Origin of the sequence: Hymenobacter sp. (genome assembly GCF_031398885.1) — a bacterium.
Lineage (GTDB): Bacteria > Bacteroidota > Bacteroidia > Cytophagales > Hymenobacteraceae > Hymenobacter.
The window spans coordinates 1-20,539 of the sequence record NZ_JANNOD010000048.1; the positions used below are offsets into that span (position 1 = coordinate 1).

Sequence of the window (20,539 nt, forward strand, 5' to 3'; positions counted from 1 at the left end):
CATGCAGAGCGCAGCGAAGCATCTCGCTCGTGTCCTTCAGCGGTTTTGATTACTACCCCACGCGAGATGCTTCGCTGCGCTCTGCATGACGGTCGGCAGTGTACTTGACAACCCCATATGAAACTACGACTGGGCATGATAGGCGGCGGGCAAGGGGCCTTCATCGGGGCCATTCACCGCCTGGCGGCTGCCCTTGATGGCCTGTATGAGCTCACCGCCGGCGCCTTCAGCAGCGACGCGGAAAAGTCGCGGGCCACGGGCGGGCTGCTGGGCCTGCCCGCCGAGCGGGTATATGCCTCTTACCAGGAATTAATTGAGCAGGAAAAGCAGCGTCCCGCCGCCGAGCGGGTGCAGGTAGTGGCCATTGTCACGCCCAACCACCTGCACTTCGCGCCCGCCCGCCTGGCGCTGGAAAACGGCTTCCACGTGGTGCTCGACAAACCGATGACCTTCACTTTGGCCGAGGCCAAGCAGCTGCGGCAACTAGCTGAAGCCAGCGGCCGGCGGCTGTGCCTCACCCACACCTACACCGGCTACCCCATGGTGAAAGAAGCCCGGCAGTTGATTGCGGCCGGCACGTTCGGGCCCATCCGCAAGGTGTACGTGGAGTATCCGCAGGGCTGGCTCAGCGGTTTCGAGGAAGGCACCGGCAATGCGCAGGCCGCCTGGCGCACCGACCCCGCCCGCAGCGGCGTGGCCGGCGCCATGGGCGACATCGGCACCCACGCCTTCAACCTGCTCGAATACGTGAGTGGCCTGCACGTGGAGAGGCTCTGCGCCGACATCAACACCGTGGTGCCCGGCCGCCGGCTTGACGACGACGGGGCCGTGCTGCTGCGGCTGGCGGGCGGGGCCAGCGGCGTGCTGGTGGCCACGCAGGTAGCGGCCGGCGAGGAGAATAACGTCCGCATCCGGGCGTACGGCGACCGGGGCGGGTTGGAATGGATGCAGGCCGACGCCAACACGCTGCTGGTGAAGTGGCTGGACCGGCCCACGGAAATCCGCCGGGCCGGCACCGACTATGTGGGCTCGTTTGCCCAACACAACGCCCGCACCCCCGCCGGCCACCCCGAAGGTTACCTCGAAGCATTTGCCAACATCTACCGCAACTTCGCCCTCACCTTACAGGCCGAAGCCGTGGGCCACACCGCCGCGCCCGAAGCCCTCGATTTTCCGGGCCTGGAGGAAGGCGTGCGCGGCATGGCCTTCATCGAAAACGTCATTGCCTCGGGCCGCTCCGAACAGAAATGGACCGATTTCATCGTCTGACCCGCCCCTGACTGCCTATGAAAACCATCAAGGGGCCCGCCATTTTTCTGGCCCAGTTCATCAGCGACGAAGCGCCCTTCAACAGTCTGGAAAGCATCTGCGCCTGGGCCAGCGGCCTGGGCTTCAAAGGCGTGCAGATTCCTACGCTGGACGCGCGCTTCATCGACCTGCAAAAAGCCGCCGAGAGCCAGACCTATGCCGACGAAATCCGGGGCAAGGTCAACGCCGCCGGGCTGGAAATCACCGAGCTTTCGACGCACCTCCAAGGGCAGTTGGTAGCCGTGCACCCGACCTACAACGAGCTGTTCGACGGCTTTGCGCCGGAGGCCTACCGTAACAACCCGCCGGCCCGGCAGCAGTGGGCCGTGCAGCAGTTGAAGTACGCCGCCAAGGCCTCGCAGAACCTGGGGCTGAACGCGCACGCTACCTTCAGCGGGGCGCTGGCTTGGCCCCTGGTGTACCCCTGGCCCCAGCGCCCGGCCGGGCTCGTAGAAACCGCTTTTGCCGAACTGGGGCGTCGTTGGACGCCCATTCTGAATGAGTTCGACGCCTGCGGGGTGGATTTGTGCTACGAAATTCACGCCGGGGAGGACCTGCACGACGGCGTGACGTACGAGCGGTTTCTGGCTGAGGTGCAGCAGCACCCGCGCGCCTGTTTGCTCTACGACCCCTCGCACTTCGTGCTGCAATGCCTCGACTACCTGGAATACCTCGACTTTTACCACGAGCGGATTCGGATGTTTCACGTCAAGGACGCCGAGTTTCGGCCCAACGGCCGGCAGGGCGTGTACGGCGGCTACCAAAGCTGGCTGGACCGCGCCGGCCGCTTCCGCTCGCTGGGCGATGGGCAGGTTGATTTCAAAGCCATTTTCAGCAAGCTGGCGCAGTACAACTTCCCCGGCTGGGCCGTGCTGGAGTGGGAATGCGCCCTCAAGCACCCCGAGGACGGCGCCCGCGAAGGCGCCCGCTTCATCCAGGACCACCTCATTCGCGTTACCGAAAAAACCTTCGACGACTTCGCCGCCACGGCACCCAACGCCACCTTCATCAACACGTTGCTCGGACTTTAAACAAGTTGTCAGTTGCTCGTTGTCAGTTGTCCGTATCGTTTTCATCATTCGACTGACAACGAGCAACTGACAACTAACCACACAACCGCCTTTCACTTATGAAAAAGACTTTCCTGCTCCTAAGCCTCTGCGCCCTGCTGGCCGCCTGCGACTCCGGTTATAAAAAAGACGGCCCCGACCAAGTCCGCGCCGAACAAGAAGCCGCCTCGGCCGGCGCGCCCGAATTGGAGGCCGACAGCGCCACGGGCGCCAATATGGCCGCCGTGGCCCACCAGCCCCAGATGGACACCAGCATCACCAAAATCGGCACCGACAACCCGGGCGGCTTGGTGGCGCCCGGCGCCAAGCTCATCGCCGGCTCCACCTGCCTGGGCTGCCACAAAGAAAAAGAGAAGCTGGTGGGCCCGGCCTACGTCGCGGTGGCCCAAAAATACCCGGCCACCGAAGCGAATATTGCCATGCTGGCCAGCACCATCATCAAGGGCGGCAAGGGCCACTGGGGCGAAATTCCCATGACGCCGCACCCGCAGCTGTCGGTGGCCGACGCTCGGGAAATGGTCAGCTACATCCTGACTTTGAAGTAGGTTTTTCCAAGTCGGCTTGAATGCTTGGAAGGCCGTCATGCTGAGCTTGTCGAAGCATCTCTACCGCAGCACTAATTCAATCGCCTGGACCAGTTGGTTACTTACTCGGGCGGGATGCTTCGGCTTCGCGGACGCCAGATGAGCACGACGGCCTTTGGGGTAGTTTTCAAGTCTCCATTTCCTTTCCCCTCACGCCATGCCCTCCTCCCCAACCCGCCGCACGGTGATTAAAAACATTCTGGCGGGCACGGCCGTGGCCGGCACCGCGGGCCCGATGGGCTGCTTCGCGGCCGAGGAAAAGCAGGCGGAAAACGTGGCGCTGAAGGGCAACATCAACCACTCGGTGTGCCGCTGGTGCTACCAGGATTTGTCGCTCGACGAGCTGTGCGCGGCGGCCAAGCGCATCGGCATCAAGGGCATCGATTTGGTGGGGCCCAAGGACTGGCCCACGCTGAAAAAATACGGCCTGGATTCGCCCATGTGCAACGGCGCCGAAATCAACCTCACCGACGGCTTCAACGACCCGCAGTTTCACGCCACGCTCCAGAAAAACTACGCCGCTATGATACCGCAAGTGGCGGCGGCCGGCCACCGCAACCTGATATGCTTCAGCGGCAGCCGCCGCGGCATGAGCGACGAAACCGGCCTGGCCAACTGCGTGACGGGCCTCACTCCCTTGCTGACGCTGGCCGCCAAGCACAAGGTGGTGCTGGTGATGGAGCTGCTCAACAGCAAAATCGACCATAAGGACTACCAGTGCGACCGCACCGCCTGGGGCGCCGCCCTGGCCAAGCGCCTGGGCTCCGAGAATTTCAAGCTGCTCTTCGACATCTACCACATGCAGATTAACGAGGGCGACGTCATCCGCAACCTCACCGACTACCACGCCTACATTGCCCACTACCACACGGCCGGCGTGCCCGGCCGCCACGAAATCGACGAGAGCCAGGAGCTGTACTACCCGGCCATCATGCGGGCCATTAAAGCCACGGGTTTCACCGGCTACGTGGCCCAGGAGTTCGTACCCAAGCAGGCCGATAAAATTGCCTCACTTCAGAAAGCCGTGCAGCTGTGCGACGTGTAAAATCGGCCCTGAAATTTCTTAAACCCGCGTGTAGAGACGCATACTTGCGTCTCGTCGTTGAACGATAATCGTTGCACGACGCGGCCGACGAGACGCAAAATGTTGCGTCTCTACACATCGTCCATCCAACGCCAAACCTAGCCAGCTCATGAACCAACGCCGAGATTTTCTGAAGCAGGCCGGCCTCTTGTCCGCCATGTCCCTGCTGCGGCCGGGGGCGCTGTTCGCGGCGCCGGCGGCGCTGCCGCTGGGCTTGCAGCTGTACACGCTGCGCGACTTCATCGGCAAAGACGTGAAGGGCGTGCTGGCCAAGGTGGCCAAGGCGGGCTATGCCGAGGTGGAAACCTACGGCTACAGCCGCGAAAAAGGCTTCTGGGGCCTCAGCGCGAAAGAGTTCAAGGCCGTGCTCACGGACGTGGGGCTGACCACCACCAGCGGGCACTACGACCTGAGCAGCTTCGTGGGCGAGGGCAAGCAAGAGGTGTTGCAAGCGTGCCTGGAGGCGGCGGCCACTACCGGCCAAACCTACGTGGTGGTGCCCTACCTGCCCGAGGAGCTGCGCAAAACCCGCGACGACTTCAGCCGCATTGCCGACAAGCTCAACCAGCTGGGTGGGCTGTGCCGGGCCGCGGGGCTGCGGGCCGCTTACCACTCCCACGAGTTCGAGTTCAAGCCCGTGGACGGCCAAACCCAGTACAAGGTGATGCTCACGAAGACGGACCCCGCCCTGGTCGACTTCGAGCTGGACGTGTACTGGGCCGTGCTGGCCGGCCAGGACCCGGTTAAGTTCATGGCGGCGCACCCGGGCCGGTTCGCGCTCTGGCACGTGAAGGACCGCGACAAAACCCAGCCCGACCGTACCACCGCCGTGGGCGCGGGCAGCATCGACTACCCCAAAATATTCCAGCACGCCCAGGCCGCCGGGCTCAAGCGCGTGTTCATGGAGCAGGAATACTTCGCCGCCGACCCCTACCCCAGCATCACCCAAAGCGCGGCCTACATCAAAAAGAAGCTGCTTTCGTAGCTTCGGCGCCGACTACTTACCCTCAATTTCTATGAAATTCCGTTTTCTTTCCCTTATTCTTCTCACCGGCAGCCTGGGCGCTGCGCACGCCCAGCAAGCCGGCAAGCCGGAGGACACGGAGGTGTACGAGCCGGTGCCCGCCGTGGTGGCGCCCGGCAAAACCCCCGGCGCTGCTCCCGCCGATGCGCTGGTGCTGTTCGACGGCAAGAACCTCGACCAGTGGGTGTCGACCAAGAACAGCGGCGCCAAGGCCGGCTGGACGGTGGCCGGCGGCGTGTTCACCGTAAAGAAGGACGAGGGCAACATCGAAACCAAGCGCAGCTTCGGCAACTACCAGCTGCACCTGGAGTGGCGCGTGCCGGCCAACATCACCGGCACCGGGCAGGCACGCGGCAACAGCGGCCTGTTCCTGGCCTCGACGGGCAAGGACGACCTGGGCTACGAGCTGCAGATTCTGGACATGTACCAGAACAAAACCTACGTAAACGGCATGGCCGGCAGCCTCTACAAGCAGGCCATCCCGCTGGCCAACCCCGCCCGCAAGCCCGGCGAATGGCAGACCTACGACGTGGTGTGGACGGCGCCGGTGTTCGGCGCGGGCGGCGCGCTGGTGTCACCGGCCTACGCCACCGTGTTTTTCAACGGCGTGCTGGTGCAAAACCACACGGCCCTCACCGGCCCCACCCAGTACATCGGCAAGCCCAGCTACGCCCAGGCCCACGGCCCCTTGCCCATTAAGCTGCAGGCCCACGGCGACAAGAGTGAGCCGCTGAGCTTTCGTAACATTTGGGTGCGGGAGCTGCCGGCGGCGAAGTAAAATTTGCCGGTTAAAGAGACGACAGGAATGTCCTGCTAAGCCGGCGGCCAAGCGGCCGGTTTTCGCTGGCGGGCATTGTTCTGGTGCGGTGCTCGCGCTTCAAAGCTTCGCTGCTGGCGGGCCAGCTCATGCGCACCATCCCGCTTCCTGCGGGCTGCGGGCGCAGCGCTGGCCCGGCTACCGGTACCCGAAGGGAATGCCGACGTTGAAATACGGCAGGAGCTTTTTCGACACGTTGGAGTACATCAGGCTGGCATCGATGGGGCCCAGAAACGAGTTCAGGCCCAGCGTCAGGGCCCCGCCGTAAATCACCCGGGAGGGCTGCAAATTCGTGTTGTTGGTGACGAAGCCGTGGTACAGGGCATTGGCCTTGGCCAGGGCGTAGAGGCGCGGGCTGAGGGCGTACTGGTAGCCCACCAGCCCGGCCGCGGCACTGCTGGTGAACAGGGACGCCTCGGGCAGACCGGCAAACGTAATCTGGTTGCGCACCACGGTGCTGAGCCCGCCCACGACAAAATCGTTGGTGATGGCTTGCCGGTAGTTGGCATTCACGCCGGCCTGGAGCTGCACCAGCAGCGTAGCGCGCTTGGCCAGGGGCAGAAACTGCTCGTAGTTCAACCGGAAACGACCGTAGGGCCGAAACGAAAAATTGGGCGACTGCTCCGTGCCGATGACGGTGTTGTCGTTCAGCACCTGAAAGCGGGGGCGCTGCGCGTACACGTAGCCGCTCTCGGCGGACACCCGGTGGCCCCGGGTGGGGTAAACCACGGCATTGAGCGTGTTGTCTTCGTACACCAAATAGCTGTTGAGCAAGCTGATGCGGCCGTCCAGCTGGAGCCGCGAAGTGATTTCGGGTTTGAAGCGGCCGTACTCGTACCGGGTGCCAAGCCCCAGCCCCCGGCTGCGGCCCAGGGCGCGCAGGACCTGGAGGTTGGCCGTGACGTAGCTCTGCGTGTAGAGGCCCGATTTGTCGAAGTCCGCGTTGTAAGTCGTGATGTTCACCCGTTCGCCCTGGGCCGCGAAACGCGCGATTAGGTTCTTCTCCCGGGTCAGGTACTGCACGTGCTTGAGCCGGAGGCGGGGATTTTCGCCGATGCTCATGGCCGCCTGGCTGGTGGAGAAGGGCAGCAGCAGGTCCCGCGACGACAGGCTGGCGATGAGTCCGATGCCCGTCAGCGTGTTGTAGTGCAGCCCCAGCCCGGCCAGGGTGCGCGGCGCGCGCTCCACCTCGAACACCACGCGGGCCGACGTATCGGTGGCCGGCTGCAGCGCGTAGGTAATCTTGCGGAAGTACAGCGTGCCAAACGCCCCGCGGATGGCCTCGGAAAGTTGGCGGGCGGAGTAGTAGCGGCGGGGCCGAAACGACATCAGCTTCAGCAGCAGCGGCACCTCGCCGGTTTCCAGGCCCCGAACTTCGTAATCGGCAATGTACACGGAGTCGACCCGCGGGCGCGGCGGCGCGGCGCGCACCGGGCCGTACAGCGCATCGAGCGAATCCCGCAGGGCTTTCAGCCGCGGGAACATGGCGCGCCCTTTTTGCAGGCCCCGGCTCATGATGGGCCCCGAGGCCGAAAAGCTGCCGCTGCCGAACCCCTCCAACGGGTAGTCCACGTACACGTCGCACAGTTTTTTCTGGTCCTTAAAGTCGGCGTTGTCCTTGAAGGAGGAGATTTGCAGCAGCACGTCGACCGGGCTGCGCAGGCTGGCTTCGGTGTAAGCCCCGGCCGACACGTTGCTGCCGATGACCAGGCCCGCGCCCAGGGCCTTCACTTCCGAAACCGGAAAATTGCGCACGATGCCGCCGTCCACCAGCCGGCGGCCGCGGTAGCGCACCGGCGTGAAAACCGACGGAATGGCCATGCTCGCGCGGATGGCCGCCACCAGCTCGCCTTCTTTCAGCACCACCGGCTCGCCGGAAATGACGTCGGTGGCCACGCACTCGAACCCGCGCGGAAACTGCGCGAAGTCCTTGGTGCGGTAAAAGGGGAACAGCAGCTCGCTGAGCTTCAGCCACAGCTCCTCCGATTCGATGATGCCGCTGGGGGCCTGAAACGCGCCGTTGAGCACGGGCAGCTCCACGAGGTAGCGGCCGAACTCGTCTTTCTGCGGCAGCGAAACCGTGCGCAACTGGGTGGCGTTGGTGAGCAAGGCGTTCCAGTCCAGCCCGTTGGCCACCCGCTCGATTTCGGCGCCGGAGTAGCCCGCCGCGTACAGCGAGCCCACCACGGCGCCCATGCTCGTGCCCGTCACGTAATCCACGTGCACCCCGGCCGAGTCCAGGGCTTTGAGCAGGCCAATGTGGGCCAGCCCCCGGGCCCCGCCCCCGCTCAGCGTGAGGCCAATCCGGGGCCGGGGCGGCAAGGTTTGGCCCCACACGGCTCCCGACGCGGCCAGCAACAAGACCAGCAAACAGAGGCATTTTCGCATCTTAGGGTAGTTTTAGAAGGCGAGGTCCAACCAATTGGCAGAATGAAACTGTTTGGGCAAATCCATTTCTAAACCGCTTCGTCACTTCTTCAAGGGCTTTGTTGAACGGGTGAAAATAGATAATTTTCTGTTCGGAGGAATAAGGTAAATAAACGACCTATATTTGAATACCCGGCCAAAATCTTTAATTCCTTTGTCTGGGCTCGGTTGCGGGTCGCACTGCCCATTTAATTTCGGGCTAAGCTACGTCTCCGAGTTTAGCGAATTCATTGCCAGGGGCAGCGTACTGAGCGTAATCGCCGGGGTCGTCAGCGGCGCGGCGGCCTGAGTTGACCGCCGTGCGTGGCGTAAATTACTGCTGCGTGCCTCGTTCGCTTCCGGGCAACGCCCGCGCTGTGGTTTAACCGGAAAATCATGAAGAACTACGCGCTGGTCGTGGCCTGTTCCCTGTCGCTGGGGGCGTGCGCCTCCCTCAAGAAAGAAAACGGCCAGACGGCCGGGGCGGGCGGAACGGCCAACCCCGCCCCGCCCACCCCGGCCCGGGCGCCGGCCGCCGCGGTGGTTCCCGCCCGCCGGGATGTCCAGCGGGCCCAGGGCGTGGAGTTCGTGGCCGCGGGCACCGAGCCGTTCTGGTCGCTGGAGCTGGGCGCCGCCCGGGGCCTGCGGTTCAAATCCGTCGGCGGCGTGGATTCGCTCACCGCGCCGCTGCCCCCGCCCGCCCGGGCCCAGGATGCCCAGGTGGTCCGGTACCGGGCCGTGACGGCCGCGGGCGAGCTGGTCGTGACCATCGCCAAACGGCCCTGTACGAATGCCATGTCCGGTGAGGCGCTGGCGTACACCGTCACGGTGCTGGCCAAAACAACGGCCATGACCACGGCCCAGGAATTTACGGGCTGCGGCACTTACCTGGGCGACTACCGGCTGCACGACATCTGGGCGCTGGAATCGGTGGACGGGCAAGCGGTGAGCAGCGGGCAATTCGCCCAGGACAAACCGTACCTTGAAATTAACCTTTCGACCCAGCAAGTGCTGGGCTTCGCGGGCTGTAACCGCTTCAGCGGACCCGTCGCCCCGGAAAGCGCCGGCATCGGCTTCGGCCCCCTGAGAAGCACGCGGCTGAGCTGCCCGGCGCTGCCGTTCGAGCAGAAATTCCTCGAAATCCTCTCCGACCACTCCTTCGCTCACCGCATTGAGAACCGCCGGCTGACCCTGGAAAACCGCAGCCACGCCCTGGTCTTTAAGAAAGTCGACTGAGCAGCCTCCGCTTCGGGGGGCGGGCCCGCCGCTAGGTCGTCGAACGGATTAAAAAATTAGGAGTCAATGACTGCGAGGTTTCGGAGAATTAAGGTAATAAATGGCGCTTACTTACTGCGCCGCCCCGGCTTAAAACAAAGCCAGTAGTCGTTATCGCACCTATCTCTGTCTATTGTTCACTTAAATATGACTTTAAGTCTAGTCACAAATAGGGGCATAATGTCCTTGGGGTAATGGCTGGTAGTAAGGTTATTTGCTGGTGCGCCCCCTGACCGGGTCGTGCTTTCCTCCACCCCCACTCCTCCTACCCTTATGAAAAAGGTCTGTGCTGTTCTCTCCGTGGTCGCGCTGCTTGCTGGCGGTCTCACTTTCCCAACCCACGCCGTCGGCCTGGGCGTTGCGTCAGCTTCGTGTGCTACCGTGTATCCTGACAACGACTATTTCTTTGCCGGTCTCTACAGCGGGCGAGATTTTGTCGCCGTTGCCGCCGCTACCTACGGAAGTGGTACACCCGATTACTACGCAGCGGTCGATGCCGAAATTGCCTATGCTCAGGAGGCGCTGGCCGCTTCGCCATATGGCGGTGACGACTACTACTACTACTGGGGCTACCGGACTGGCCTGCGCCAGAGCCGCTAACCCGACCCGCGGCGGGGCAGTGCTAGAACCAGTTACCCCGCCGCGTTGCGCCGCGACTCTACTAGATTACTAATATTTTTATTTTTGCATTTTCACATCGCTTTCACCATTTCCTATTTCCAACCCGCATGTTCCAGAAAAAACAATCCTTTCTACTAGGCGCGCTGCTGGCTCTAGCTGCCTGCTCCAAAGAGGATGCCACCCCCGTCCCGCGCGTAGCCCCCGGCACTGCCAACAACGTAGCCCCCATTGACCCGCCCACTGGCGGTGGCGGCGGCGGCGGCGGCAGCGCCTGCGTGGCTCCAACAGCTTCCATCAAAAATGGTATCCGGTCCTACACTACCCGGGAGTGCCGGCTGAACGGGTGGACTATCGTGGAAACGATTACGCCCCCAGATGGTATTACCTACGGACTGGGCTGCGGCGGCGTGTACCGGTTCAGCGTCGACATCATTGTCGAAAATACGGGTCAATCCACCTACGCCAGTGGCACCTACAACAGCGGCACCGGGGCCTACACCCTGAGCCTGTAACGGCTGAAACACCGCAGCACACTTACGCGATGAGCTCACCGCAAAGCTTCGGCTCCTTAGTCGGGGCTTTGCGGTAAACACTCCCGCCGCGCGGGGACAATAAAGCTTACCAGGAAGTTTAGCAGCCAGTTCCTCTGCTTCGCCGGGCTGGAAATTGAGTTGTTCTACCGGAGTAACAGGAAAAATTTCAAGAAGCAAGCGTCAACGTCAAGCAGTAGAAGGCAAAACCGCGAAGGTCTTTCCATTTCTCTCAGCTTGAAGCTTTTTACTCAAATATTAAGTATGGACGAACTTGCTAGTATCCGGCCATTCTACACGTGCAAAAAAGCCCCTTTAGAACACTCTAAAGGGGCTTTTTTGTGGGCCCACTTGGAATCGAACCAAGGACCTGCTGATTATGAGTCAGCTGCTCTAACCGATTGAGCTATAGGCCCGGTGCCGGAGGCAGTCATCTTTCACCTCAACCCGTGCCGTCGCCGGCTCCTCCAACCCTGCAAAAGTACGACCTTCGTTGGAAGGTTCCTAGTTCCTGGCTGCTAGTTTCTGGCTATCGGAATAAGTCAACAACCAGGAACAACCGGGAACTAGCAACCATAAATAAGGAACCAGCAACCTTCCGAATGCTTCCCCACCTGCTTTTCGATTTTGGCGGCGTCATCATCGACATTGATTACGCGGCCACCCCCGCCGCCCTGCGCCGCCTGAACCGGGTGGGCAGCACCATTGCCTTCACCCAGGCGCAGCAGGCCGAGTTGTTCGACCGGTTCGAAACCGGCCACCTCTCCCCCGCCGAGTTTCGGGCCGGCCTGCGCGCGGCGTACGACCTCGACGCCGACGATGCCGCGCTCGACGCCGCCTGGCACGCCATGCTGCTCGACGTGCCGGCCGAGCGCCTCGCCCTCATCGGCGAGCTGCGCCGGCAGGGCCACCAAACCGCCCTGCTCAGCAACACCAACGCCCTGCACATCGCCGAAATCAACCGGCGGCTGGCGGCCCGGTACGGGTTCGAGCACGGCATTGCCGACGTGCTCGACCGGGTTTTTTACTCCCAGGAAGTGGGCCTGCGCAAGCCCGGCGAGGAAATATTCCGGCACGCGCTGGCGGAAATGAACTGGCGGCCCGAAGACGTGTTGTTCATCGAGGACAGTCCGCAGCACGTGGCCACCGCCCGGCGCCTGGGGCTGGGGGTGCTGCACCTGGCCCCGCCGCTCACCCTCACCACCGCCCTGCCCGCAGCCATCCGTGCCTTTCCCCGAGAATACGCCCCCACCCGTTCCTGACCCTGACTACTTGGGCGAGGATGCCGCCGAACCCGCAGCAACCACCCCCACCGTTCAATTGACGAGCGCCCGGGCGCACCGGCTGTTCCGCCGGTTCGAGCGGCCCGAGCCCTCGCCGACGCGCACGGCGGTGCGGCACATTGGGCTGTTTCTGGTCACGCTCGTGACCACCACGCTGGCCGGCATCCAGCTCACCCGGGGCGACATTGGCCTGCTGCCGCTCGACGTGTTTGCCCTGCGCGGGGCGGCCCTGAGCGCGGAGGTGCAGCGCGGGCTGTGGTTTGCGCTGCCGTTTCTGGGGGTGCTCACGGTGCACGAGTTCGGGCACTACTTCACGGCCCGCCGCAACCGGGTGCGCACCTCGCTGCCGTACTACATCCCGTTTCCGATGGGGCTGGGCACGTTCGGGGCCGTCATCCGCATCAAGGACCGGATTTTTTCGCGCCGCGAGTTCTTCGACATCGGGCTGGCCGGGCCGCTGGCGGGCTTCCTGGTGGCGGTGCCGCTGCTGGTGTACGGCTTCGCGAATTTGCCGCCGCTGGAGTACCTGTTTAGCATTCACCCCGAGTACGCCCGCTACGGCGCCGACTACGCCCGCTACGTGTACGGGCCCGGCGCGCAGGGCATCACGCTGGCCAAGCCGCTGCTCTACCTGCTGCTCGAAGCCGTGGTGGCCGACCCGGCCCGGTTGCCCCATCCCAACGAGCTCATGCACTACCCCGTGCTCATGGCCGGGGCGCTGAGCCTGTTCTTTACGGCGCTGAACCTGCTGCCGCTGGGCCAGCTCGACGGCGGCCACATCCTCTACGGGCTGCTGGGCCAGCGGCGCTTTAACAAACTCGCCCTCGTCTTATTCATTGGCTTCGTCTTCTACGCCGGGCTGGGCATCTTCACGCTGCGCAGCGGCGGGCAAACCTGGCTGTACGGCGGCCCGATTTACGCGGGCTACCTGGCGCTGATATTCTGGCGGGTGCTGCCCACGCCGCGGCAGGGGCTGCTGCTGGCGGCGGGCATCTGGGCGGCTCAGCTGGCCTACGCCGCCCTGGACCCGGGCATCCTGGGCAACCCGGGCTGGCTGGTGTTTGGGCTGCTGCTGGGCCGCTTCACGGGCATCTACCACCCGCCCGCCCCCGACGAGCGGCCCCTGAGCCCGGCCCGCAAGGCGCTGGGCTGGGCGATGGTGGCTATTTTCGCGCTCTGCTTCACCCCCAGCCCATTCAAGTGAGGGAAGCAAGCAGGGGAAGTGGGGAGCGGGGGCTACAGGGGAAGAAACCGCCCGGGAGCGACGGGGCGACCTTGCCTTTTCACCCGCGCACCCCGGCCTTGCTTTCCCGCTTCCCGCCGCCCTGGAAAGGAGCGCGGCCCCGCCCGAAACCGGCCCCCCCTTCCCCGCTTTTCCCTCTCCCCTCTTCCTTTTCCCCCGAATGATTTTTACCCAAAAACAGCTTTTTCTCGGCACTACGCACATTGCCTTGCGGGCCGAAAGCCTGTACATCTGCAAGCGCAACCCCCAGGGCGTGGCCACGCTCGAAACCGAAGTGCCGTACGAGGAAATCCTGCCCGTCAAGTCCCGCGAGCACCGCCACATCCCCGTCAACCAGCTGCTGATGACCGGGCTGCTGCTGCTAGTACTGGGCGTGGGGCCCTGGCGCGCGTGGCTGGCCACCGGCCAGGCCGGGTTTCCGCTGTATTCGTGGTGGTTTATTTTTGGCATCAACGCGCTGGCCGTCTGGCTCCGGTTCGAGCAGCAGTGGTCCACGTTCCAGCTCCACACTGCCCACCTGGCCGTGACGCTGGCCGGCCGGCCCTGGCAGCGCCGGCAGTTCCGCGCCCTGGTGGCCGAGCTGGAAAGCCGCACCAAAACCTACCTGCGCGGCGAGTACGGCCAGGTCAACCCCCTGGGCTTCATCGAGCCGCAGCTGCGCCGGGTGGCCTGGCTGCGCGAGCTGGACGTGCTCAGCGCCCGCGAAGCCCAGGCCCTGTCCACGCGCCTCACCGGCCGCCGCAGCACTGATACCCTTAAAAGCATGGGCCAGGAGCTGGAGTCGCCGTACCTGAACTAGCGCCTGTTCGGGGGGGTTGGCACGGCGTTTTCCCTGTCCGTGCAGGGGCGTGGAGACGCACCAGTTGGCGTCTCCACGGAATTGCAGCTCCGCCACCTGCACGCACCAACAACCCCGCTTAGCCGGGCCGGTCAGCGGGGTTGAGCTGGCGCTGCCCGTATAAATTTGCTGCTCATGGAACTGAGCTTTACGCCGACCGGGGCAATTAATTTTTTGCGTGAATTCGCCGCGGTGGCGGGTGTGGCCCCCAACGGCCACACCCTGACGCTGCCGCCCGCGCTGGGGCAGGGCCAACTGCAGGCCTTCGCGCTGCAGCCCGGCTTCGAGCTCATCACCCACCACTACACGCTGCGCGCGCCCCTCACGCTGCACCGGCGGCCGGCCGTGCCGCGCACCGATTTGGTGTGCATTCTCTGCTACCTCAACGAAGTGCCCATTGTGCAGCGCTACGCGGGCGCCAACGCGGCCCTGTCGCGCCCGGCTGCCGCGGGCATCACCCTCTCGACCGACGACATGGGCGGGAGCTTTCATTTCCCACTGCACACCGAAATCTTCGTGGGCATTCTCACCGTGCGGCTGGCGGTGCTGCGCGAGCTGCTGGGCCCCGACGCCCAGCCCGAGCTGCTGGCCCGCATTCAGGCCGGCGAGCAGTCCTTTTACGTGTACGAGGACGCCGACCCCGATATCCTGGCCGTGCTGCGGCAGCTGCGCGAGCCGCCGGCCCGCGCCCCGCTGGCCCTGCTCTACTGCCGGGCCAAGGCCCAGGAGCTGCTGTATTTGTTTTTTGCCCGCCTGGCCCGGCGCCCGCACCAGGCCCTGCCGGCCCCGCGCCCCGACGACGTGCGGCGCCTGATGCAGGCCCGCGCCCGGCTGCTGGCCGACCTGGCCCGGCCGCCCGCCCTGGCCGCCCTGGCCGCCGGCGCCGGGCTGAGCGAGACGCGCCTCAAAACGCTGTTTCGGCAGGTGTTTGGGCTGAGCGTGTATAGTTACTTCCAGCAGGCGCGCATGGCCGAGGCCCGCCGCCTGCTCCAGAACCCGGCCTTGTCGGTGGCGGACGTGGGCGAGCGGCTCGGCTTCACCAACCTGAGCCACTTCGCCCGCCTGTTTCGGACGGCGGCGGGCACCACGCCCAAGAAGTTTGCCAAGGCCCAGGCCGCGGCCGGATTGGGCTGATTTTAGGCCGGAAGCAGCTATTTTGTGCGGTCCGGCAGCGCGTGCTTTGCCTCGTCAATTTCCTACCTGCTCATGCAAATCGCCAACAACACCATTCTAATCACGGGCGGCGCCACGGGCATCGGCCTGGCCCTGGCCGAGGCGCTGCTCCAAGCCGGCAACGACGTGCTCATCTGCGGACGGCGGGCCGACAAGCTGCGCGAGGCCCAGTTGCGCCTGCCCCAGCTGCGCGTGCGGGTGTGCGACGTGGCCGTGGCCGCCGACCGGGCCGCGCTCTGCGCCTGGGCCCTGGCCGAAGCCCCGCGCCTGAACGTGCTCATCAACAACGCGGGCGTGCAGCGCGAGATTGACTTCGCCCGCCACCCCGAGGCCCTGGCCGGGGGCGCGAGCGAAATCGCCATCAACCTGGAAGCCCCGCTGCACCTGACGGCCCTGCTGCTGCCCCACCTGCGGCAGCAGCCGGCGGCGGCCATCGTCAACGTGTCGTCGGGGCTGGCCTTTGTGCCCCTCACGCGGGCGCCGGTGTACAGCGCCACCAAGGCGGCGCTGCACTCGTTCAGCATTTCGCTGCGCCACCAACTGCGGGACACGCCGGTGCGGGTGTTCGAAATCATCCCGCCCATCGTGGACACCGACTTGGACCAGGGCGCCCGCGCCCAGCGCGGCCAAACCGCCCGGGGCCTCACGCCGGCGCAAGTAGCCACCGCCACCCTCGACGCCCTGCGCCGCGACACCTACGAAGCGCCCGTGGGCCTGGCCCGCGTGCTGCGGCTGGGGTCCCGCTTCGCGCCGGGCCGCTTCCTCAAAATCATCAACCGGATTACCAAAAGCTAGCCGGAGCCGGGCGGCCCGGCGCACGGTAGAGCCCGCACCCTACCGCGCCGAAACCCGAAAAGCAGCCGGCGTCAGCCCCGTTTTGCTTTTGAACAGGCGCGAGAAATACTGCGGGTATTCGAAGCCAAGTTGAAAAGCCGTTTCGTTGATGGTGAGCGAGGTGGTGAGCAGCAGGCGCTTGGCCTTTTCAATCAGGGCGTGGTGGATGTGCTGCTGGGTGCTCTGGCCGGTGAGGGCGCGCAGCATGTCGCTCAGGTAGGCCGGCGACACGTGCAGCGCATCAGCGAAGTGCTGGACGGTGGGCAGCGGCTGCTCGCCCGGCTCAGTGGTAAAGTAGGCATTGAGCGCGGCCTCGAAACGGCTGAGCAGGTCGTGCTCGGCCGTGCGCCGGGTCAGGAACTGGCGGTGGTAGAAGCGGTTGGCGTAAGTGAGCAGCACGTCGAGCTGGGCCACGATGACGTCCTGGCTGAAAGCGTCGATGGGCCGCTCGTACTCGGCCCGGATGCCGTCGAGCAGCCCGTCGAGCAGGGCTTCTTCCCGCGCCGACAGGTGCAGGGCCTCGTGCACCTGGTAGGAAAAAAAGCCGTAGCCGGTAATTTTCTGGCCCAGCGGGTGCTTCCGCAACAGGTCGGGGTGAAAGACCAGCATCCAGCCGCTGATGCCGGAAATGTCCAGCGAAGCGTCAATGGCGAAGACCTGACCGGGGGCCACAAACCCCATCACGCCCTCGCCGAAGTCGTAGGACTGGTGGCCGTAGTGCACCCGGCCCTTCAGGTTTTTCTTCACCCACACCGAGTAGAGCTGCTGCACCACCGGGGTAAAATCCGCGGGCACAGCGTTGTTGCGGGTCTGCTCCAGGTCGATGAGCGTGAGCAGCGGGTGGACCGGCGCGGGCAACTGGCACAGGCGGGTGTAGTCGGTGACGGTGGCCAGGGTGCGGATTTCGGGGGCGGGGGCCTTCATCAGTCGCGGGTTTAGTTGTCAGTTGTTCGTTGTCCGTTGTCAGCGCAATTTCCGAGGGCCGGGGCCTTGTCGAACGTGCCAACCCCCTGCCCCCAACAACGGCCAACGACCAACAAGCAGCGAACGGCTAAAACCCGGCCGGGTACGCCGCGCCCGCCACGCTGCCCACCGGCAGGGCGGTTTCCAGCTCGGCCAGCTCGGCCGGACTGAGCACGAGGCTGGCCGCGGCCACGTTGGCCTCCAGGTTCGCGCGGCGCTTGGTGCCCGGAATGGCCACCACGCCCTGGGCCAGCACCCAGGCCAGGGCCAACTGCGCGGGGGTCACGCCTTTGCTCGCGGCCAGGGCTGTTAGCTGCTCCACCAGCGCCAGGTTCTTGTAGAAGTTTTCGCCCTGGTAGCGCGGAAACAGGCGGCGCGAGTCGGTTTCCTCGAAGTCGTCCGGCGTCTTGATTTGGCCCGACAAAAAGCCCCGGCCCAACGGCGAGTAGCCCACGAAGCCGATGCCCAGCTCCCGCGTGGCCCGGAGCACGCCGCTTTCCTCCACGCCCCGGTCGAAGAGCGAATACTCGGTTTCGAGGGCCGTGACGGGGTGCGTCTGGTGCGCCCGGCGCAGCACCTCGGCCGGCACCTCGCTCAGGCCCAGGTAGCGCACCTTGCCTTCGTCCACCAGCCGGCTCATGGCGCCCACGGTTTCTTCAATCGGGGTGTTGGGGTCGAGGCGGTGCAGGTAGTAGAGGTCGATGTAGTCGGTGCCCAGGCGGCGCAACGAGCCTTCCACCGACTTGCGCACGTACTCGGGCCGGCCGTTGTAGGCCCAGGTCAGGTTGCCGTCGGCGCCGATTTCGAAGCCGAACTTGGTGGCGACGGTGAACTGCGCGCGCCGGCCGGCAATGGCCCGGCCCACCAGCTCCTCGTTGTGAAACGGCCCGTAGATGTCGGCCGTGTCGAGCATGGTCACGCCCAGCTCCTGCGCCCGGTGAATGGTGGCAATGCTCTCGGCGTCGTCGGTGGCGCCGTAGATGGTGCCGCCCGCGAAGCCCGACATGCCCATGCAGCCCAGGCCTTCGACGGATACTTGCAGGCCCTGGCTGCCCAGAGCCACTTTTTTGATGGGGTTCATTGCGGTTGGTGGTTGAGAAAACGAAGTGACGATTTTACCCTGCAAAGGTCCCGCAACCAGCCGCGCGCCGAACTACACGAACCGCGGTTTCTGCTACACAAATCGAAGGCCGGGCGGTTTTCAGGTCTGCGCACGGGCCAGCCCCGCCCGCCCCTGCGAACCGTCCTGAACCGCCCCTGTAGCGTGGTCCCGTCAGTCACAAACCGGCAGCGGGCGTCCCCTTTGCGCCGCCGGGCAAACGCCGCGTGAATGTTTTTGGTGTCGACGGCCGGGGCTTAGCGCCACCCCTGCACCGAGGCGCCCCCGAATATGGCCGCGCTGCGCATCTCCGGGGTGAAAATGGCGTAGGGAAACGCCGGCTCGGGAGCGGTGGCGGTGGCCAGGGCCTGCAAGTGCGCGGGGCTGAAGTCGATTTCCAGCGCGGCCACGTTGTCGTGCAGCTGCGCCACCCGGCTGGCCCCCATGATGGGCGCGCTGATGCCCGGCTGGGCCGCCGCCCAGGCCAGCGCCACCTGCGCCAGCGGCCGGTCGAGCTGCCCGGCCACGTCCCGCAGCGCGGCCAGGATGGCCCAGTTGCGCTCGGTAAACTTGGTGAAGGGCCCCGAAAACGGGTTGGCCCCGCTCAGGCGGCCTTCGCCGCGGGCGGACGGGGTGCCCGGGCCCGCCCGCTCGTATTTGCCGGCCAGAAAACCGCCCGCCAGCGGGCTCCACGGCACCACGCCCAGGCCCAGCGCCCGCGCCGCGGGCACGTGCTCGCGCTCCGTCGTGCGCTCCACCAGCGAATATTCCAGTTGCATGGCAATGGGGCCGGGCACGCCGTGGGCCTGGGCCAGCGTGGCCAGCTGGGTGGCGTACCAGGCCGGCATGTCGGAGAGGCCGAAGTAGCGGATGCGGCCGGCCCGCACCAGGTCGCCCAGGGTTTGCAGCACTTCTTCAGCGGGCGTCAGCGTGTCCCACACGTGCAGCCAGTACAGGTCCACGTAGTCGGTTTGCAGGCGGCGCAGGCTGCCTTCGAGGGCACGGTAAATCTGCTTGCGGCCGTTGCCGGCGGCGTTGGGGTTGCCGCGCTGGGCCGAAAACCCGAACTTGGTGGCCAGCACCAGCTGGTCGCGCAGCTGGCGGCCGGCCACGTAGCCGCCCAGCATCTCCTCGCTCTGCCCGCCCGCGTACACGTCGGCCGTATCGATGAAGTTGCCGCCGGCGTCCACGTAGGCGTTGAACACGGCCTGCGACACGTCGTCGGCCGAGCCCCAGCGCGGGGTGCCGAAGGTCATGGTGCCCAGGGCGAGCGGGCTGACGAGGAGGCCGGAGCGGCCCAGGGTGCGGAAATCGGTGAGACTCATAGGGGCTGGTTTTTGGTGAGGGTAGCGGCTGCTTTCTCAGCAACGGCAATTGCCCCGCAAAGGTCCAGGCCCGGCCCCGCCCGGCACCACACAAACCGCAGCTTCTGCTACACAAAACGCCGCCCGGGCCACCAGTTTCCGGTTTCCGCGCGGCGAAATAGTTGCCCACGCAGCTGCGGCGCGGGCGCCACCAACAAAGCCGCTAAAAGCCAACGATGACGTTGACCCCCACCTGCCCGCTGCGAAACGTCTGGTTTCCGATTCCGTCAACGGTGCCCGAGCGGGAGGCTGATTCAAATTCGGCTTCCAGGCCCAGGCTGTAGCCTTTCAGCGGCAAGGCGTAGCCCACGCCCGCCATGAGCGAGGTTCCCAGGGCGTATTGGTGGCGGTAGAAGTTGGTTTCCTCGTCGAAGCGCTTGGTGGTGAGCTGGCCGAATCCCACGCTGCCGCGGGCGTAGAGGCCGCGCCCAAACGCGCGGCTCAGCCCGTAGTACTTGGCGGCCAGGGCCAAATTGTAGTAGTTAAAAATGTACTTGTCGCCAAAGTCGCCCTCGACCGGGGCCCCGAACGAGCCGGAAATGCGGCTGCCCACGCCCAGGCCGCGCCAGGCTTCGGGGGCCACGTAGAAGCCGGCCAGGATGTTGTTGCCGGTGCCGGGCTTGGCGCTGCCGCCCAGCGCCCGGGCCAGCGTGGTGCGGGTGTCGCCGAAGTACAGCGTTTTGTTGATGCCTAAGCCGAGTTCGGCGTACACGGGCCGTTTGGTGTCGGCCTGCTGGGCCTGGACGGGGGTTGCGGCGGCGCTCAACAACGCGGCGGCGGCCGTAATCATCAGCGTTTTCATGGATTGGGGCGAAGCGGTTTTGGTTGGTTGAAGCTTCGACCCAAAGGTTCCGGGCGCCGAGAGGTAAAAACGATGATTTGGGTTAAGAAAGTAATGAGCAATGAGCAGTGCGCAAAAGGAACGTCATGCTGAGCGTAGCCCAAACATCTCGCGTGTGGTAGTAATCCAAACCCTTCAACGAAGCGGGCGAGATTCTTAGGCTACGCTGCGCCCCCCACACC

The 20,539-nt window shown here is 65.0% G+C and carries 19 protein-coding genes and 1 tRNA gene; 14 read left to right on the forward strand and 6 right to left on the reverse strand.

The genetic code is table 11. The annotated features are described in order from the left end of the window. Positions 1 to 117 precede the first annotated feature (117 nt). The 6 genes from RMO51_RS08630 to RMO51_RS08655 all read left to right on the forward strand — a co-directional run bounded on the left by RMO51_RS08630 (position 118) and on the right by RMO51_RS08655 (position 5,848). Positions 118 to 1,269 (forward strand): Gfo/Idh/MocA family oxidoreductase, encoded by a 1,152-nt coding sequence (locus RMO51_RS08630; protein ID WP_310393835.1) that lies wholly within the window; start codon positions 118 to 120, stop codon positions 1,267 to 1,269. Positions 1,270 to 1,286: 17 nt separating this feature from the next. Further along, positions 1,287 to 2,339, forward strand: coding sequence for a sugar phosphate isomerase/epimerase (locus RMO51_RS08635; protein ID WP_310393837.1), 1,053 nt, complete (start codon positions 1,287 to 1,289; stop codon positions 2,337 to 2,339). A 98-nt stretch (positions 2,340 to 2,437) separates the two neighbouring features. Next, positions 2,438 to 2,923 (forward strand): c-type cytochrome, encoded by a 486-nt coding sequence (locus RMO51_RS08640; protein ID WP_310393838.1) that lies wholly within the window; start codon positions 2,438 to 2,440, stop codon positions 2,921 to 2,923. 196 nt (positions 2,924 to 3,119) lie between these two features. Further along, positions 3,120 to 4,007, forward strand: a complete 888-nt coding sequence (locus RMO51_RS08645) for a TIM barrel protein (RefSeq protein ID WP_310393839.1) — start codon at positions 3,120 to 3,122, stop codon at positions 4,005 to 4,007. Between the two features lie 148 nt (positions 4,008 to 4,155). Further along, positions 4,156 to 5,031, forward strand: coding sequence for a sugar phosphate isomerase/epimerase (locus tag RMO51_RS08650; protein ID WP_310393841.1), 876 nt, complete (start codon positions 4,156 to 4,158; stop codon positions 5,029 to 5,031). Between the two features lie 31 nt (positions 5,032 to 5,062). Next, positions 5,063 to 5,848 (forward strand): DUF1080 domain-containing protein, encoded by a 786-nt coding sequence (locus RMO51_RS08655; RefSeq protein ID WP_310393843.1) that lies wholly within the window; start codon positions 5,063 to 5,065, stop codon positions 5,846 to 5,848. A gap of 177 nt (positions 5,849 to 6,025) precedes the next feature. Here the strand turns inward: RMO51_RS08655 and RMO51_RS08660 are convergent, their stop codons facing one another. Next, the gene (locus tag RMO51_RS08660) at positions 6,026 to 8,275 is read right to left on the reverse strand and encodes a patatin-like phospholipase family protein (protein WP_310393844.1); all 2,250 of its coding nucleotides are present in this window, start codon (positions 8,273 to 8,275) and stop codon (positions 6,026 to 6,028) included. A gap of 414 nt (positions 8,276 to 8,689) precedes the next feature. On the opposite strand from RMO51_RS08660, the gene RMO51_RS08665 reads away from it, so the two are divergent. The 3 genes from RMO51_RS08665 (at position 8,690) to RMO51_RS08675 (ending at position 10,701) form a co-directional block, all read left to right on the forward strand. Next, positions 8,690 to 9,529, forward strand: a complete 840-nt coding sequence (locus RMO51_RS08665) for an META domain-containing protein (protein WP_310393846.1) — start codon at positions 8,690 to 8,692, stop codon at positions 9,527 to 9,529. A 312-nt stretch (positions 9,530 to 9,841) separates the two neighbouring features. Further along, positions 9,842 to 10,168 (forward strand): hypothetical protein, encoded by a 327-nt coding sequence (locus RMO51_RS08670; protein WP_310393847.1) that lies wholly within the window; start codon positions 9,842 to 9,844, stop codon positions 10,166 to 10,168. A gap of 128 nt (positions 10,169 to 10,296) precedes the next feature. After that, positions 10,297 to 10,701, forward strand: coding sequence for a hypothetical protein (locus RMO51_RS08675; protein WP_310393849.1), 405 nt, complete (start codon positions 10,297 to 10,299; stop codon positions 10,699 to 10,701). Between the two features lie 360 nt (positions 10,702 to 11,061). On the opposite strand, the gene RMO51_RS08680 is transcribed toward RMO51_RS08675, so the two are convergent. Beyond that, positions 11,062 to 11,135 (reverse strand) — tRNA-Ile (locus RMO51_RS08680). Positions 11,136 to 11,321: 186 nt separating this feature from the next. Between RMO51_RS08680 and RMO51_RS08685 the strand changes: the two genes are divergently transcribed. The 5 genes from RMO51_RS08685 to RMO51_RS08705 all read left to right on the forward strand — a co-directional run bounded on the left by RMO51_RS08685 (position 11,322) and on the right by RMO51_RS08705 (position 16,051). Further along, positions 11,322 to 11,981, forward strand: a complete 660-nt coding sequence (locus RMO51_RS08685; protein WP_310393851.1) for an HAD family phosphatase — start codon at positions 11,322 to 11,324, stop codon at positions 11,979 to 11,981. Beyond that, positions 11,944 to 13,206, forward strand: a complete 1,263-nt coding sequence (locus RMO51_RS08690; protein ID WP_310393853.1) for a site-2 protease family protein — start codon at positions 11,944 to 11,946, stop codon at positions 13,204 to 13,206. Before RMO51_RS08685 ends, RMO51_RS08690 begins: the two co-directional genes overlap by 38 nt. A 199-nt stretch (positions 13,207 to 13,405) precedes the next feature. Beyond that, on the forward strand, positions 13,406 to 14,044 hold the full coding sequence (locus RMO51_RS08695) for a hypothetical protein (RefSeq protein WP_310393854.1): 639 nt from the start codon (positions 13,406 to 13,408) through the stop codon (positions 14,042 to 14,044). Positions 14,045 to 14,257: 213 nt separating this feature from the next. Continuing rightward, positions 14,258 to 15,217 carry a helix-turn-helix transcriptional regulator gene (locus RMO51_RS08700; protein WP_310393855.1) on the forward strand — a complete coding sequence of 320 codons (960 nt, stop codon included), beginning with the start codon at positions 14,258 to 14,260 and terminating at the stop codon, positions 15,215 to 15,217. Between the two features lie 72 nt (positions 15,218 to 15,289). Beyond that, positions 15,290 to 16,051: an SDR family NAD(P)-dependent oxidoreductase gene (locus RMO51_RS08705; RefSeq protein WP_310393857.1), complete on the forward strand. Its 762-nt coding sequence runs from the start codon at positions 15,290 to 15,292 to the stop codon at positions 16,049 to 16,051. A gap of 39 nt (positions 16,052 to 16,090) precedes the next feature. Here the strand turns inward: RMO51_RS08705 and RMO51_RS08710 are convergent, their stop codons facing one another. The 4 genes from RMO51_RS08710 to RMO51_RS08725 form a co-directional block, all read right to left on the reverse strand. Continuing rightward, positions 16,091 to 17,014 carry a helix-turn-helix transcriptional regulator gene (locus tag RMO51_RS08710; RefSeq protein WP_310393858.1) on the reverse strand — a complete coding sequence of 308 codons (924 nt, stop codon included), beginning with the start codon at positions 17,012 to 17,014 and terminating at the stop codon, positions 16,091 to 16,093. A gap of 127 nt (positions 17,015 to 17,141) precedes the next feature. Further along, positions 17,142 to 18,134, reverse strand: coding sequence for an aldo/keto reductase (locus tag RMO51_RS08715; protein ID WP_310393860.1), 993 nt, complete (start codon positions 18,132 to 18,134; stop codon positions 17,142 to 17,144). A 275-nt stretch (positions 18,135 to 18,409) separates the two neighbouring features. Beyond that, a complete protein-coding gene (locus RMO51_RS08720; protein WP_310393862.1) occupies positions 18,410 to 19,477 on the reverse strand; it encodes an aldo/keto reductase in 1,068 nt (355 codons plus the stop codon). A 202-nt stretch (positions 19,478 to 19,679) separates the two neighbouring features. Then, positions 19,680 to 20,318, reverse strand: coding sequence for an outer membrane beta-barrel protein (locus tag RMO51_RS08725; RefSeq protein WP_310393864.1), 639 nt, complete (start codon positions 20,316 to 20,318; stop codon positions 19,680 to 19,682). Positions 20,319 to 20,539: the final 221 nt, after the last annotated feature.